Source organism: Winogradskyella litorisediminis, assembly GCF_042675765.1.
GTDB lineage: Bacteria > Bacteroidota > Bacteroidia > Flavobacteriales > Flavobacteriaceae > Winogradskyella > Winogradskyella litorisediminis.
Genome location: NZ_JBHTJL010000009.1, coordinates 891,792 through 906,855 on the forward strand (window position 1 = coordinate 891,792; position 15,064 = coordinate 906,855).

The following is a 15,064-nucleotide window of genomic DNA, read 5'->3' on the forward strand; positions in this document are numbered from 1 at the left end:
AGGATTTAATAATTTATGATTTCAAGTTAAGTTTTAAACTTAATTCTGTGAGCTGCTCATCATCAATCGGTGCAGGTGCATCAATCATAACGTCTCGCCCTGAATTATTTTTTGGGAACGCAATAAAATCTCTAATGGTTTCCTGTCCGCCAAGAATGGCAACCAATCTATCTAGTCCAAAAGCAATACCACCATGCGGTGGCGCACCATATTCAAAAGCATCCATTAAAAAGCCAAATTGCGCTCTTGCTTCTTCCTCAGAAAATCCGAGGTGCTTTAGCATAATAGCTTGTGTTGCTTTATCATGAATACGAATTGAACCACCACCGATTTCGTTTCCGTTTAACACCAAATCGTAAGCATTAGCTTTCACTTCGCCTGGCTTTGTATCTAATAACTCTAATTGACCTGGTTTTGGTGAGGTGAACGGATGGTGCATGGCATGGTAACGCTCTGTATCTTCGTCCCATTCTAAAAGTGGGAAATCCATAACCCAAAGCGGTGCAAATTCATCAGGCTTACGTAAACCGAGACGTTCTGCCAATTCCATACGTAATGCACTTAATTGTGCACGTACTTTGTTGGTTTCGCCAGAAAGTACACAGATTAAATCACCAGCTTTTGCGCCAGTCACTTCTGCCCATTTTGCTAAATCGTCTTGGTCGTAAAATTTGTCTACTGAAGATTTGTAAGTACCATCGTCATTGCAACGGCAATATACCATTCCGAGTGCGCCAACTTGTGGACGTTTTACCCAATCAATCAGTTTATCTATTTCCTTTCTTGTGTATGCATTTCCGCCAGGAACAGCAATACCAACAACTAATTCAGCCGAATTAAATACGTTAAAATCTTTATGTTGTGCTACAGCGTTTAGCTCACCAAACTCCATCCCAAAACGAATGTCTGGTTTGTCATTTCCGTATAAACGCATCGCATCATCGTAAAGCATTCTTGGAAATTTATCGACTTCTACACCGTTAATTTCTTTCAGAAGGTGACGTGTTAAACCTTCAAACGTATTTAAAATATCTTCTTGCTCCACAAACGCCATTTCACAATCTATCTGTGTAAATTCTGGCTGTCTGTCTGCGCGTAAATCTTCGTCTCTAAAACACTTTACAATCTGAAAGTATTTATCCATGCCACCAACCATTAACAATTGCTTAAAGGTTTGAGGCGATTGTGGAAGCGCATAAAACTGACCTTCATTCATGCGAGAAGGCACAACAAAATCTCGAGCACCTTCTGGTGTCGATTTTATAAGATAAGGTGTTTCTACTTCAATAAAATCTTGGTTAGATAAATAATTTCTAACCGCTTGCGCAACTTTATGTCTAAAGATTAAACTTTCTTTTACAGGATTACGACGAATATCAAGGTAACGGTATTTCATTCGTAAATCATCACCACCATCAGTCTTATCTTCAATAGTAAACGGAGGTACAATTGAGCTATTAAGAATAGTTAATTCAGAAACTAAAACTTCGATTTCACCTGTTGGAATATTTGGATTTTTAGACGCACGTTCTTGTACTTTTCCTTTAACTTGAATTACAAACTCACGTCCTAATTTTTGAGACTTTTCTAAAATGTCTTTAGCCGTTTGCTCTTCATCAAAATACAATTGGGTGATACCATAACGGTCGCGTAAATCTACGTAAACCATGAATCCTTTATCTCTTACACCTTGAACCCAACCGCTCAATGTTACTTCTGTATTGCTATGTGCGGCTCTTAACTCACCACACGTATGACTTCTGTACATATTTTTTTGAATTATTTTTCATCTTCGCTTCCGCTATGACGACTAAAGATGCAAATTTAATCAACTTATAAGACTATCAAATAGAAAAGCCCTAACAAAATTAGGGCTTTAATAAAAAAATGTTTTGCTTAATTAAGCCATTTCGCCTTCGCGCTCTAAAACATCTTGAGTAGAACTTGGTTTTGTGTTAAACTTCATTTTTACTCTAATAGCTAAATACAATAATATTGGCACTACAATTAATGTTAGGAATGTGGCGATAAACAAACCATAAATGACGGTCCAAGCTAATGGTCCCCAAAAAATTACGTTGTCTCCACCCATGTAAATTTTAGGATTAAATTCACTGAATAAACTGAAGAAATCAATATTCAGTCCAATCGCTAAAGGAATTAAACCCAAAATCGTTGTAATTGCCGTTAATAAAACAGGTCGTAAACGTGCTTTACCAGCTTTGATAATTTGTTTTAGTAATTCTTCTTTTGGAAGATATTCAGTGATATCTAAATCAAGTTCGTTCTTTTTTCTATCGATGAGTAATTGTGCATAATCGAGTAGAACAACACCATTGTTAACTACGATTCCTGCTAAGGAGATTATACCCATCATCGTCATTAATATTACAAACGAAGCTCCAGTAATAACAATACCACCAAATACACCAATTAAACTTAAGAAAATAGCAATCATGATAATTGCTGGTTTTGAAACCGAATTAAATTGGAAAATTAGAATTAAGAAAATTAAAAACAATCCAGAGAAAAACGCACCCATTAAAAATGCTTGTTCCTTGTTTTGTTCTTCAATTTGTCCTGTATAATCAATTTTTACGTCCTCAGGAAGCTCTTCAAAATTTTTCATTTCTTCTTGAATGCGCGTCACAACTGCCGAAGCATCTACAAATCCTGGTGCTAATGCCGAATATACTGTTACAACTCGTTTGGTATCTCGGTGTTTTATGGCGCTAAAACCTGAGTTGTTACGTTGTTTAGCAACCGAAGAGACAGGTATTTCTCTTACCTGACCAGAAGCCATATCTCTAAAAATAATTTTTTGGTTAAAGAGTGCGCTAGTGTTGTAACGTAAATCTTCATTAAAACGAACATAAATGTCATAGTCATCACCATCTTCTTTGTATATACCAGCTTTTGCACCAAATAAAGAGTTTCTTAATTGCTGCCCAACTTGGCCTGTGCTCACACCGAGTTCACCTGCTTTTTCTCTGTCGACCATCACTTGCATTGCAGGTTTATCTTTGTTAACATCGATTTTAAGCTCATCGATAGCATCAATATTTTTAGAATTGATAAAACGTCGCATACGTTCTGCAATACCAATTAACTCGTCATAGTCATCACCTTCAATTTCAATGTTTATTGGTGGACCAATTGGTGGTCCGTTTGCATCCTTTTCAACAGAAATTAAAACACCTGGATACACATTGGTCAAAGCTTCCTGCACTTTTTGACGAAGTACTTCACTATCCTTTCCGTTACGGTATTTGTACTCTCGCATTGACGCTGTAATTTTACCTTTGTGTGGCATTTCTGCAGCAGAACCGCCATCTGTTTGTGGGTTTCCTGCACCTTCGCCAACTTGTGCAACAGAACTTTCTACTAAGAAGTTTCTACCATTTTCAATGTATTCGTCATCATTTAAAACTTCATAAACTTTGGCTTCAACAGCTTTGGTTATTTCATTGGTTTTGTCAATGTCTGTACCTTCTGGATATTCGATATAGACAATAATTTGATTTGGTTTATTGTCTGGGAAAAATTCAATTTTTGTACGTTGACTAGCTACAGAAGCTCCAAATGCTCCTATTGCAATAAATAGTAAAATTATACTACCAACAGCAATAATTTGAGGTTTCCAACCTTTTAATGAGGTTGATAATACGCGTTCATAAAAGTTCTCTAATTTAACAAGTGTTTTAGTTTGAAAACGATTAGCAGCTCCACGAAGTACTAAACGGTATACCCACAATAAGGCAGCAGTAAAAATCATTACTGTACCTAAACCGCGATAGTCACCACCAACAAAAAATATGAGTAAACCAATACCAACTAAAATTGCTGAAATTTTGATGATTTGCTTTTTAGGCATTTCCTTGTCTTCCGTGGTCATAAATTGAGAGACTAAAACGGAATTAAAGAAAATTGCTACAACTAAAGATGAACCCAATACTACCGACAAAGTTATTGGAAAATATATCATAAACTGACCCATTAATCCTGGCCAAAGCCCAAGTGGAATGAATGCAGCAATAGTTGTTGCCGTTGAAATTATAATGGGAAATGCAATTTCGCTAATTCCTTTTTTTGCAGCTTCGACTCTAGTTAAACCTTCTTCGTCCATTAAACGGTACACGTTTTCTACAACCACAATACCATTATCTACTAACATACCAAGACCCATAATAAGCCCGAATAAAATCATGGTATTCATAGTGTAGCCAAAGGCATTAAGAATCATTAGCGACATAAACATGGACATTGGTATGGCAAAACCAACAAATAATGCATTTTTAAAACCTAAAAAGAACATTAAAACTGTAACTACGAGAATAATACCAAAGATGATGTTGTTTACTAAATCATCAACTTGCCCTATAGTTTTAGACGATTGGTCATTAGTAGTTGTAACTCTTAAATCTGGAGGAAAAACCTCTTCCTTTGCCTTTTTTACAATAACCGCAATTTGCTCTGCCGCTGCAACCATGTTTTTTCCTGCACGCTTCTTAACATCAAGCATAACGACTTCTTCGCCTTTGCCAGTCTCAGGATTATATTCACGCGCATACGTGGTTTTGTCTTTAGCTTCAAAACGAATTGTTGCAATGTCTTTAAGATAAACTGGGTTGTTGTTTTCAGATTTTACGACAAAATTTTTCAGATTTGACGGTTCATCAATTTCACCAATTATTCTAATGGTACGTCGTTGTCCGCTAGTAATAAAATTACCTGCAGACATGGTCATGTTTCCATTACTTATGGCGCTAACAACATCATTAAAACTCACTTTTGATGCCATCATTTTGTAAATATCAACGGCAACTTCAACCTCTTTTTCTTGTGCGCCTCGGATATCTACTTTTTTAATTTCCTTTAAATCTTCAATTTCATCTTCTAGATATTCTCCATATTCTTTTAATTTTTGAAGAGGGTAATTTCCGGAGATATTAATGTTAAGAATTGGTATCTCCTCAGACATGCTCAACTCAAATACATTTGGCTCTACTTTGGCACCATTAAAGGTTGGCCAATCTTCGCTTGATGTTTCGGTATCAATTTCGTCTTTGACCTTTTGTTTTGCAGATTCGACATCAACATCATCATCAAATTCTACGACAATCATCGAGTAATCTTCTTGTGAGGTTGAGGTAATTTCTATTACATTACTTACATTTTTAAGCTTATCTTCTAATGGGTCGGTGATAAGCTTTTCAATATCTTCGGCTGTGTTTCCTGGGTAAAGCGAACTGACGTATATTTTTGTTTCCTGAATTTCTGGGAAACTCTCTCGTGGCATATCAAAATAGGCTTTTCCTCCTAAAAAAAGAATCAAAATAATTGCCACATACATCGTGGTTTTATTATTTATTGCCCAATTAGATAGGCCAAATTCTTTATCGACAACCTTTTTATTTTTTTTCTTACTGGTCATTGGTTATTAGTTTTTATAGTGGTTGACTAAGCGTTACACGATAGGTTCTGAAACTCTAACAGTTTGTCCGTCTTTTACGCTACGAGCGCCTTCATCAATAATTTTATCGCCACTTTTTAAACCTTCAAGCACTTCGATTTTATCGTCTTGTGTTTTGCCTGTTTTTATAATAACTTGTTTGGCATTTAATCCATCTTGGTTTTTATTTAACACATAAATATATTGCTCACCATTTGCGTTTTCAGAAACGATACTTTGCGGAATAAGTATTGCGTCTTCGCTTGTGTAATCGTTGATTTTTAGACGTGCTGTAAGGTTTGGTTTTATACTTTTATCGCTATTAGGAACCGCAATTTCAACCTTAAATGTTCTGTTTGCGGGATTGATGAAATTACCTGTTTGGCGTACTTTTGCATTTAATTTTTTGCCCAAAACAGGAAATTCTACTTGTACAGTTTTTCCTTCAGTAACACTCGTAATATAATCTTCTGGTACATCGGTTTCAATGTACATATCTGATAAACTTACAATGCGCATCACTTGGGTTTGTCCAGCAGCAGCAACATTACCTTGTTCTGTAATAACGTCGTCAATGACTCCACTAAATGGTGCTCTCATCACGGTTTTTGACAATTGCTGGTCAAACTGACTTACAGCTTGCTGCATAGATTCGTAATTAGATTTTGCATTTAAATATTGAATCTCACTACCAATATTTTGGTCCCAAAGACGTTTTTGTCTTTCAAAAGTTGTTTTAGCTAAATCTGCCTGAATTTGCATTTGGGCACGTTGTTGAGATAAACCGCCATCATCAATTTTTGCCAAAGTTTGTCCCTTTGCCACTTTGTCGCCTTCCTTTACATAAATACGCGTTATAATACCATTCATCTCTGGCGTGAGTACTAAATTTTGTTTGGTTTCTACACTACCTTGAAGCTCTAAAAAGTGATTAAATTCTGAAGATTCTGCAGTAATGGTTGTCACTAACGGTACATTTTTATCAGGATTTAATTCTTTTAGACGATTGTCTAAACTTTTAATTTTCGAATTTAATTCTTGCTGCTGAGCAACTAACTCTTTCTTTTTAGCTTGAATGGTTTCTACATTATCTAAAGCAACAATGTCTTCAACGGTTTGTTTGTCTCCGCCACCACAAGCGACAAGTAAAAGCGAAAGAACTGAGATTTTATATATACGTTTCATTTTTATGAAATTTAAAAGGTTGTAGTTTGATTAGTTAATGTTTCTAAAGCGGCTTTTGAATTGATAACATTAAGCATGCTTTGCAATAAGTCTTGTTGTGCGCCAAAAAGTTGGGTTTGTGCTTGTTGAAGTTCAAAGCTAGTGCCAATACCTTCAAAAAACTTTGTTTGGTTTTTGTTTTCAATACGTTCTGCTAAACGGAGGTTAAGCTTTTTGTTTTCATAATCTTCTACAGCAAAACGGTAATTGCTTTGTGCTGATGCAATCTGAAGTTTTAAGCGTTGTTCAGTTTCCGTTAGATTATTTTGTGCCTTTTCAAGATTAATTTCTGCTCGTTGCGTAGCTGCGCTTCGTTTTCCAGAACTAAAAATGGGTACGTTAAGATTAAGTCCAAAACTTGAAAATCCAAACCATTCGTTATTGTTATCGAAGAATACAAAATCATCAGAAAAACTATTGTATCCACCATTTAAATAAGCTGATAAGCTTGGTAAAGCTTTACTTTTTTCGAGTTTAACCAAAAGCTCTTTTGATGTTTTATCATTTGACGCAATTCTATAATCTATGGTATTCTCAACAGTAATATCAGTGGTTAATGTGCTAAGATTTATATTCTGAATAGTCAAAGTTTCTAAAGAGTCAGTCAAAGAAATATTTGCATTAAACTCTATGCCCATTGTAATGTTTAGCATTTGTTTGGCAATGTCTAAGAGACGTTTAGCGTTGTTGAGGTTGCTTTGCAAATTTGACAGCGTAATTTGAAGCTGCTCAACGCTTTCTTCTTCTTCTAAACCATTTTCATAGATTTTCTGAGTATCGTTGAGATTTTTTTGAATGACTTCAATATTTTTTTCGCCAATGGCAACGCTTTCTTTAGCAAGTAGGACGTTACCATATGCTTCGATAACGGCTTTTCTAACTTCTAAATCTGTTTTTACTTTAGCGTTTTCAGAAATTTGAAGAAATACTTTCGCAGATTGTAATCCTACAATATAAGAGCCATCAAATAATAGCTGGTTAAGTGTTGCTGTTGCTGTTGCATTTTGCTTAGTGCCAAAAATAACTTCGGCAAATTCACCAGGGTTTCCTCCAAAGAATTCTGCTGGTACAACCGAAACTTGTTGTTTTAAAAAGTTTTGGTAATTAGCTGATGCGTTTAATTGCGGTAAACCTGTAGCTGTAGTTTCCCATTTTTGCTTTTCAGCAGCAGCAATGTCCTTTTGAGCATTTTGAGCTTGCCTGTTATTTTTTAAGGCATAATCTATAGCTTCTTGCAGTGTAAAACTACTCGGTAAGTCTTGAGAAAAACCGAAACTAAAAACAGCAAGAAAACAGATTGTTATAATATGTTTCATTATTTGGGTTAAGATTGATTTTTGGTTATAAATTGGTTTAATATTTCAAAGCCTTTTTCGGTAACGATGGCTCTCAAATGGTATTCTAAAAAGTTTTCCATGAGGTATTCCATGTTAAATTTTTCTCTAGGAAAAATTGTTTCGTCCTTAATACCTGTCATTCCATTAAAGTAAAGGCGTGATATAAAATCTACATCAATGTTAGATCTAAATACACCAGTATCTATACCTTTTTGTAAACTGTCCGATACGGAATCTTGCATTTTGTCAAACTGTTTCTGTTTCAACAAATCATGGATTGGTGGATAGTATTTTTTAAGTTGATATTGCGGTGATGCTTTTTCATTTTTAAGATGTTTCATTACAAACATCTTAATGTCATAAAGTTCTTCAATTGGGTTATGCGCATTGTTGCAAATACAATCAATTCCGTCGCAGATATTTTCAAAAAGTGTAAAGGTTACAGCTTCTACCAATTTGGTTTTATTACTAAAATGCTTGTAAATGGTTTTTTTTGAAATACCCATCTCGTTAGCAATATCATCCATGGTAACACTCTTAAATCCTAGGGTTAAGAACAGCTCAGATGCTTTATTTACTATATTTTCTTTCATAATTTGAATGCAAAAGTACAACAGGAAACTTTAAAAACAAAAATAGTTTCCTTCGTTTTAATGTTTTTTTAACATTCTGAATACTTAACTATAATATGCCGAAAACGTATTTTTGTAATATGAATAACATCTCAACCTATCAAACGGCTTTTGTCAATTATTTGCAAAATTATATTGAAGAACGCCACCCAAAAAACCTTTACGACCCAGTTAATTATATCCTAGATTTAGGAGGAAAGCGATTGCGGCCCGTTTTAACTTTACTCGCTTGCGACTGTTTTGATGGCGATTATAATAAAGCCATGGATGCGGCATTAAGCGTTGAGGTGTTTCATAATTTTTCTTTAGTACACGATGATATTATGGATGACGCACCATTGCGTCGTGGTAAAGAAACCGTACACGAAAAATGGGATATTAATACAGGTATTCTTTCGGGTGACGTAATGCTTATAATGGCGTATCAGTTGTTTGAAAATTACAAACCAGAAACGTTTCAAGCTTTAGCAAAAGTCTTTAGCAAAACGGCTATCGAGGTTTGTGAAGGCCAACAATCCGATGTGGATTTTGAAACCCGAAATGACGTTACTATTGATGAATATCTAAAAATGATTGAATATAAAACCGCAGTTTTAGTTGGTGGCGCCATGAAAATGGGAGCGATTGTAGCAGAAACTTCTAAAGACAATCAAGATGCGATTTACGACTTTGGAAGAAATCTCGGTATCGCTTTTCAACTACAAGATGATTATTTGGATGCTTTTGGAAATCCTGAAACTTTCGGAAAACAAGTTGGTGGCGATATTATTGAAAATAAAAAAACCTATTTGTATTTAAAAGCAATGGAATTTGCGACTGATGAAGATAAGGTTAATTTATTAAAATGGTTTTCGTCACAGCCTGAAAATCCTCAAGAAAAATTAGAAGTTATTACACAAATTTTTACAAAATCTGGGGCTAAAGATGCAACTAAAAAAGCGGTAGAAGATTATACGGAAAAAGCATTCGGTATTTTAAAATTGCTAAATATTAGTGATGAGAAAAAGCAAATGCTAAAGCAATTTGGGCTTTGGTTGATGACGAGGAATGTTTAAAAAAAGACCATCTCAATCTTCCCAAATGGAAGAAGTATCACTGTTGCGGGATAAACTTTTCTTATTAAAATTTGAAGGGAATTAAAAGATAAGTTATGAAATTGCCTATAAATTTTGAAGGACTAATCCAAGAAGCTAATTCGCTTCAACTTTACAAAAAACTCATAATTCAACTTAATAAAGATTTGTTATACGCAAATGTAGATTTAGAATTTGATATAGAAGTTTTACCAACAAGTCTCAAATACTTACTTCGCGAAGAAATATTCAATCTTATTCAAAATAAATTTTCAGATTATCTCAATCTACTTTATATCGTTGATGTGTCTGAAGCTAAAGTCAGAAATTTAGCAAGTGATGATACAGCAAAACTTTCAGAAGAAGTTACCTTTTTGATATTGCAAAGAGAATGGCAGAAGGTTTGGTATAAATCGGCCTTTTCCTAACCCTTTCCAAAGGAAAGGGAATACTCATGCGTATAATTCGTTAGTTATTTTTTATAACAGTGGCATTCCTTCCCTTTGGGAAGGTTAGGATGGGCTTTTTTTAAAACCAAAGCCTAACAAACGGCAACCAAGGGTCTGCATATATGCTTTTATCTTCATCGTAAAGCACGTCGTATCTTACGCCAAATGTTACGTTGCCTGAACGGTATCCAACACCTAAAAATAGTGCTGTTGCCCAAAAATTTGGGTCGCGTGTTGAGGTAAAATTAGAATCAAAAGTTGTGTTGACATTCACTTGTTCTAATTCTGCAGAGACTTGTACTGTCGGAAACGGATTGGTAAGTGCAATTAAACTTCCACCAAGAATAGTAGAGTTAAAAACATCGCGTTGGCTACTGTAACTACCTGTAAGACCAACACCGGTTGAAAAGTAAGGATTTACATCATAAATGGCTTGCGGAGCTAAAGTTCCACTAAAAAAACCATTACCAAAATTAAGACCAATACCACCACCAAATCTTACATTATTCCAAAAGGAATTGGAATTGTTTTCTTGTTGCGAAAAACTCAAAAAACTAAAAAAAACAAAGGCAATTACCAATAAAAATGATTTCATATTTACAAATTCATAAAACTATGTTAGTAAATATACTAAATGCGTCTTATAAATGCTAAAAGTTGTACTTTTGTTAAAATTTTATTGAAACGAAAACGTCTCAAAAAAACAAATGGATAAATATTCCTTTCTTAACGCAGCACATACGGCATATTTCGCCGATTTATACGACCAATATCTAAAAAATCCAGATTCTGTAGAACCAAGTTGGCGTGCCTTTTTTCAAGGTTATGATTTTGGTACAGAAACTATAGGAGAAAACGACACCATAGTTGAAGGCGTGTCTACAATGATTCCTGAGCAGGTTCAAAAAGAATTTCAGGTAGTTAAACTAATTGACGGCTATCGTAATCGTGGGCATTTATTCACAAAAACAAATCCTGTTAGAGCACGACGTAAATATGCACCGACTTTAGAAATTGAGAATTTTGGTCTTTCTCAAAACGATTTACAAACCAAATTTTCTGCAGGTGAAATAATTGGTCTCGGCTCTGTGACTCTACAACAAATTATAGATCATTTAGAGGCAATTTATTGCGACTCTATTGGTGTAGAATACATGTACATCCGTCAACCAGATGAGATTAATTGGATTCAGAAAAAATTAAACATCAACGATAATCATTCAAAGTTTTCGGCTGATGAAAAGAAAAATATTCTTCGTAAATTAAACGAAGCTGTGTCTTTCGAAAATTTCTTACACACCAAATATGTGGGTCAGAAACGTTTTTCTCTTGAAGGAAATGAATCTTTAATTCCAGCTTTAGATGCATTGATTGAAAAGGCAGCTAATGATGGCGTAAAAGAGTTTGTCATGGGCATGGCTCACCGAGGAAGATTAAGTACATTAACTAATATTTTTGGAAAATCTGCAAAAGATATTTTTAGTGAGTTTGATGGTAAAGATTACGAAGAACAAATTTTCGATGGCGATGTAAAATACCATTTGGGTTGGACGAGCGATCGCGAAACAGACCAAGGTAAACGCATAAATTTAACAATTGCTCCAAATCCATCACATTTAGAAACGGTAGGTGCAGTTGTCGAAGGAATTTCTAGAGCTAAGCAAGATAAAAATGAAATAGAAAATGCCTCTCAAGTACTACCGATTGTAGTTCATGGAGATGCAGCTATTGCAGGTCAAGGTTTGGTTTATGAGGTTGTGCAAATGGCACAATTAGAAGGTTATAAAACAAATGGTACAATTCATATTGTTGTTAACAACCAAATTGGGTTTACGACCAATTATCTAGACGCGCGCTCAAGTACATATTGTACAGATGTAGGCAAAGTAACACTTTCGCCAGTATTACACGTCAATGCAGATGATGCTGAAGCGGTTGTTCATGCGACATTATTCGCTTTAGAATTTAGAATGCAATTTAAGCGGGATGTTTTTATAGATTTATTGGGTTATAGAAAATATGGTCATAACGAAGGTGATGAGCCTAAGTTTACACAGCCACTATTATACAAAGCTATTGCAAAGCATCAAAATCCGAGAGATATTTATGCAGAACGCTTACTAAGAGAAGGCATTATTGACGAAGGCTACGTAAAAAAGATTGAAAAAGAATACAAAGATAAATTAGAAGAAAAGTTAGAAGATTCTCGTAAACAAGACAAAACTGTTATTTCACCATTTATGGAAGAACAGTGGAAAGATTTTGTACGTGTTGATGAAGCTGAAATGATTAAGCCAATTGATACAACCGTATCTAAGGATTTGTTAGCCGAAATCACAAAAACCATTTCTAATTTACCAAAGGATAAAAAGTTTATTCGCAAGATTCAGCGCTTGGTAGAGTCTCGTCAAACGATGTTTGATGACAACAAATTAGATTGGGCAATGGCAGAGCATTTGGCTTACGGTAGTTTACTAACCGAAGGTTATAATGTACGTATTTCTGGTCAAGATGTTGAGCGTGGAACATTTAGTCACAGACACGCTGTAGTTAAGGTTGAAGATAGTGAAGAAGAGATTGTGTTGCTTAAAAACGTATCAGAAAATCAAGGGCAATTTAATATTTATAATTCGTTATTATCTGAATATGGCGTAGTTGGTTTTGATTATGGATATGCTATGGCAAGCCCAAATACACTTACCATATGGGAAGCGCAATTTGGAGATTTCAGTAATGGTGCACAAATAATGATTGACCAATATATTTCTTCTGGTGAAGATAAGTGGAAAACACAAAACGGTCTCGTTATGTTATTGCCACACGGTTACGAAGGTCAAGGTGCAGAACATTCTTCAGCGCGCATGGAACGTTATTTACAAATGTGTGCAAAAGATAATATGTACATGGCAGATTGTACAACACCAGCAAATATGTTTCATTTGTTAAGACGACAAATGAAGGCAAACTTTAGAAAGCCTTTAGTCGTATTTTCTCCAAAAAGTTTATTACGTCATCCAAAAGTAGTTTCAACCGTTGAAGAGTTTGCAAACGGAAGTTTTAGAATGGTTATAGATGATGAGAACGCTAATGCAGATAAAATAAAAACTCTAGTATTCGTTACAGGTAAATTCTTTTACGATTTACAAGAAGAACAAGAAAAATTGGAGAGAGATGATATTGCCTTTGTTAGAATAGAGCAATTATTTCCTTTACCAACAGATGATATAAGAGCGATATTAAAAAAATATAAAAATGCTGATGATGTTGTTTGGGCACAAGAAGAACCTCGAAATATGGGTGCTTATAGCCATATGTTGATGCATTTAGATGAAGTAAAAACATGGCGATCAGCAAGCAGAAGACCTTACGGTGCGCCTGCCGCAGGAAGCTCAACACGCTCAAAAGCAAGACATCAAGAAGTGATGGACTATGTATTTGATAAAACAAAAAACAACCAACGATAATTAAAGTATCCGCATAAATAACATTATACGATGATTTTAGAAATGAAAGTGCCTTCTCCAGGCGAATCGATTACAGAAGTAGAAATTGCAGAATGGTTAGTCCAAGATGGCGATTACGTAGAAAAAGACCAAGCTATCGCTGAGGTGGATAGTGATAAAGCAACTTTAGAATTACCAGCAGAAGCCAGCGGAACAATTACCTTAAAGGCTGAAGAAGGTGACGCAGTTGCTGTAGGTGCAGTTGTGTGTTTAATTGATACAGAAGCTACAGCGCCATCAACAAAAACATACGAAGGCGGAGATGAAGGAGGTAATGAGGAAAATGTTGCAGAAGAATTAAAGAAAGAACAGGAAGCAACTAAAAATACTGGTGAAAAAGCACCAAATCCTGCTGAAAAAACATATGCTTCTGGTACTCCGAGTCCTGCAGCTCGTAAAATTTTAGACGAAAGAGGTATTGATGCTAAATCTGTTTCTGGCACAGGAAAAGATGGTCGCGTTACTAAAGATGATGCAATCAAAGCAGTACCTTCAATGGGAACACCATCTGGTGGAAACCGCGGAACGTCTCGTAGTAAAATGTCAATGTTGCGTCGTAAAGTCGCAGAACGTTTAGTTGAAGCTAAGAATACTACAGCAATGTTAACTACGTTTAACGAAGTGGATATGTCTCCAATTTTTGAGCTTCGTAAACAGTATAAAGAAGACTTTAAAGCGAAGCATGGTGTAAGTCTCGGATTTATGAGTTTCTTTACATTAGCAGTTGTACGTGCATTAAAAATGTATCCTGCTGTTAACTCTATGATAGATGGTAAAGAAATGGTTTCTTACGATTTTGTAGACGTAAGTATAGCTGTATCTGGACCAAAAGGTTTAATGGTTCCAGTTATAAGAAATGCCGAAAATTTATCTTTTAGAGGAGTAGAAGCTGAGGTAAAGCGACTAGCTTTAAGAGCTCGAGATGGAAAAATTACAGTTGACGAGATGACAGGCGGAACATTTACCATTTCTAATGGTGGTGTTTTTGGAAGTATGTTATCCACACCAATTATTAACCCGCCACAAAGTGGAATTTTAGGAATGCACAACATTGTTGAGCGCCCAGTTGCTATTGATGGTAAAGTGGAGATTCGTCCAATAATGTACGTAGCTTTATCGTATGATCATAGAATTATTGATGGTAAAGAATCTGTAGGGTTTTTAGTTGCAGTAAAAGAAGCTCTAGAAAATCCAACAGAATTATTAATGGACAACGATGTGAAGAAAGCTTTGGAGATGTAATTTTCTCTTTTGGCCAAATAATAAAATAATCCCCAATTTCTTGGGGATTATTTTTTGCAATTAAAAAGTGCAATTCCCCCAAACTGCGCTTTTTATTGGTATTAGACAAAACAAATCATCTAATTATAAACTAACTAATTAACTAAAAATCA

At 35.2% G+C, this 15,064-nt stretch carries 10 protein-coding genes; 4 read left to right on the forward strand and 6 right to left on the reverse strand.

Annotated features, from left to right (window positions below; genetic code table 11):
* Positions 1 to 13 precede the first annotated feature (13 nt).
* The 5 genes from aspS to ACFQ1Q_RS06295 all read right to left on the reverse strand — a co-directional run bounded on the left by aspS (position 14) and on the right by ACFQ1Q_RS06295 (position 8,606).
* Positions 14 to 1,768 carry an aspartate--tRNA ligase gene (gene aspS, locus ACFQ1Q_RS06275; RefSeq protein WP_386129074.1) on the reverse strand — a complete coding sequence of 585 codons (1,755 nt, stop codon included), beginning with the start codon at positions 1,766 to 1,768 and terminating at the stop codon, positions 14 to 16.
* Between the two features lie 132 nt (positions 1,769 to 1,900).
* Entirely contained in the window at positions 1,901 to 5,434 is a 3,534-nt protein-coding gene (locus ACFQ1Q_RS06280; RefSeq protein ID WP_386129076.1) for an efflux RND transporter permease subunit, read from the reverse strand.
* 33 nt (positions 5,435 to 5,467) lie between these two features.
* Entirely contained in the window at positions 5,468 to 6,637 is a 1,170-nt protein-coding gene (locus ACFQ1Q_RS06285; RefSeq protein ID WP_386129077.1) for an efflux RND transporter periplasmic adaptor subunit, read from the reverse strand.
* Positions 6,638 to 6,648: 11 nt separating this feature from the next.
* Entirely contained in the window at positions 6,649 to 7,992 is a 1,344-nt protein-coding gene (locus ACFQ1Q_RS06290) for a TolC family protein (RefSeq protein ID WP_386129079.1), read from the reverse strand.
* A gap of 8 nt (positions 7,993 to 8,000) precedes the next feature.
* The gene (locus ACFQ1Q_RS06295) at positions 8,001 to 8,606 is read right to left on the reverse strand and encodes a TetR/AcrR family transcriptional regulator (protein ID WP_386129081.1); all 606 of its coding nucleotides are present in this window, start codon (positions 8,604 to 8,606) and stop codon (positions 8,001 to 8,003) included.
* Positions 8,607 to 8,725: 119 nt separating this feature from the next.
* On the opposite strand from ACFQ1Q_RS06295, the gene ACFQ1Q_RS06300 reads away from it, so the two are divergent.
* Together ACFQ1Q_RS06300 and ACFQ1Q_RS06305 are read left to right on the forward strand one after the other, a co-directional pair.
* Entirely contained in the window at positions 8,726 to 9,700 is a 975-nt protein-coding gene (locus tag ACFQ1Q_RS06300; RefSeq protein WP_386129083.1) for a polyprenyl synthetase family protein, read from the forward strand.
* A gap of 95 nt (positions 9,701 to 9,795) precedes the next feature.
* A complete protein-coding gene (locus tag ACFQ1Q_RS06305; RefSeq protein ID WP_386129085.1) occupies positions 9,796 to 10,146 on the forward strand; it encodes a hypothetical protein in 351 nt (116 codons plus the stop codon).
* A 100-nt stretch (positions 10,147 to 10,246) separates the two neighbouring features.
* Here the strand turns inward: ACFQ1Q_RS06305 and ACFQ1Q_RS06310 are convergent, their stop codons facing one another.
* Complete coding sequence (locus ACFQ1Q_RS06310; protein ID WP_386129086.1) at positions 10,247 to 10,762, reverse strand: alpha-ketoglutarate decarboxylase; 516 nt, start codon at positions 10,760 to 10,762, stop codon at positions 10,247 to 10,249.
* Positions 10,763 to 10,874: 112 nt separating this feature from the next.
* On the opposite strand from ACFQ1Q_RS06310, the gene ACFQ1Q_RS06315 reads away from it, so the two are divergent.
* Complete coding sequence (locus ACFQ1Q_RS06315; RefSeq protein WP_386129088.1) at positions 10,875 to 13,631, forward strand: 2-oxoglutarate dehydrogenase E1 component; 2,757 nt, start codon at positions 10,875 to 10,877, stop codon at positions 13,629 to 13,631.
* 30 nt (positions 13,632 to 13,661) lie between these two features.
* Positions 13,662 to 14,912: a 2-oxoglutarate dehydrogenase complex dihydrolipoyllysine-residue succinyltransferase gene (gene odhB / locus ACFQ1Q_RS06320; protein ID WP_386129090.1), complete on the forward strand. Its 1,251-nt coding sequence runs from the start codon at positions 13,662 to 13,664 to the stop codon at positions 14,910 to 14,912.
* Positions 14,913 to 15,064: the final 152 nt, after the last annotated feature.

Bases quoted from the DNA above. Each gene is read 5' to 3' on its own strand.
- aspS (WP_386129074.1), bottom strand. From the start codon at position 1,768: ATGTACAGAAGTCATACGTGTGGTGAGTTAAGAGCCGCACATAGCAAT.
- ACFQ1Q_RS06280 (WP_386129076.1), bottom strand. From the start codon at position 5,434: ATGACCAGTAAGAAAAAAAATAAAAAGGTTGTCGATAAAGAATTTGGC.
- ACFQ1Q_RS06285 (WP_386129077.1), bottom strand. From the start codon at position 6,637: ATGAAACGTATATATAAAATCTCAGTTCTTTCGCTTTTACTTGTCGCT.
- ACFQ1Q_RS06290 (WP_386129079.1), bottom strand. From the start codon at position 7,992: ATGAAACATATTATAACAATCTGTTTTCTTGCTGTTTTTAGTTTCGGT.
- ACFQ1Q_RS06295 (WP_386129081.1), bottom strand. From the start codon at position 8,606: ATGAAAGAAAATATAGTAAATAAAGCATCTGAGCTGTTCTTAACCCTA.
- ACFQ1Q_RS06300 (WP_386129083.1), top strand. From the start codon at position 8,726: ATGAATAACATCTCAACCTATCAAACGGCTTTTGTCAATTATTTGCAA.
- ACFQ1Q_RS06305 (WP_386129085.1), top strand. From the start codon at position 9,796: ATGAAATTGCCTATAAATTTTGAAGGACTAATCCAAGAAGCTAATTCG.
- ACFQ1Q_RS06310 (WP_386129086.1), bottom strand. From the start codon at position 10,762: ATGAAATCATTTTTATTGGTAATTGCCTTTGTTTTTTTTAGTTTTTTG.
- ACFQ1Q_RS06315 (WP_386129088.1), top strand. From the start codon at position 10,875: ATGGATAAATATTCCTTTCTTAACGCAGCACATACGGCATATTTCGCC.
- odhB (WP_386129090.1), top strand. From the start codon at position 13,662: ATGATTTTAGAAATGAAAGTGCCTTCTCCAGGCGAATCGATTACAGAA.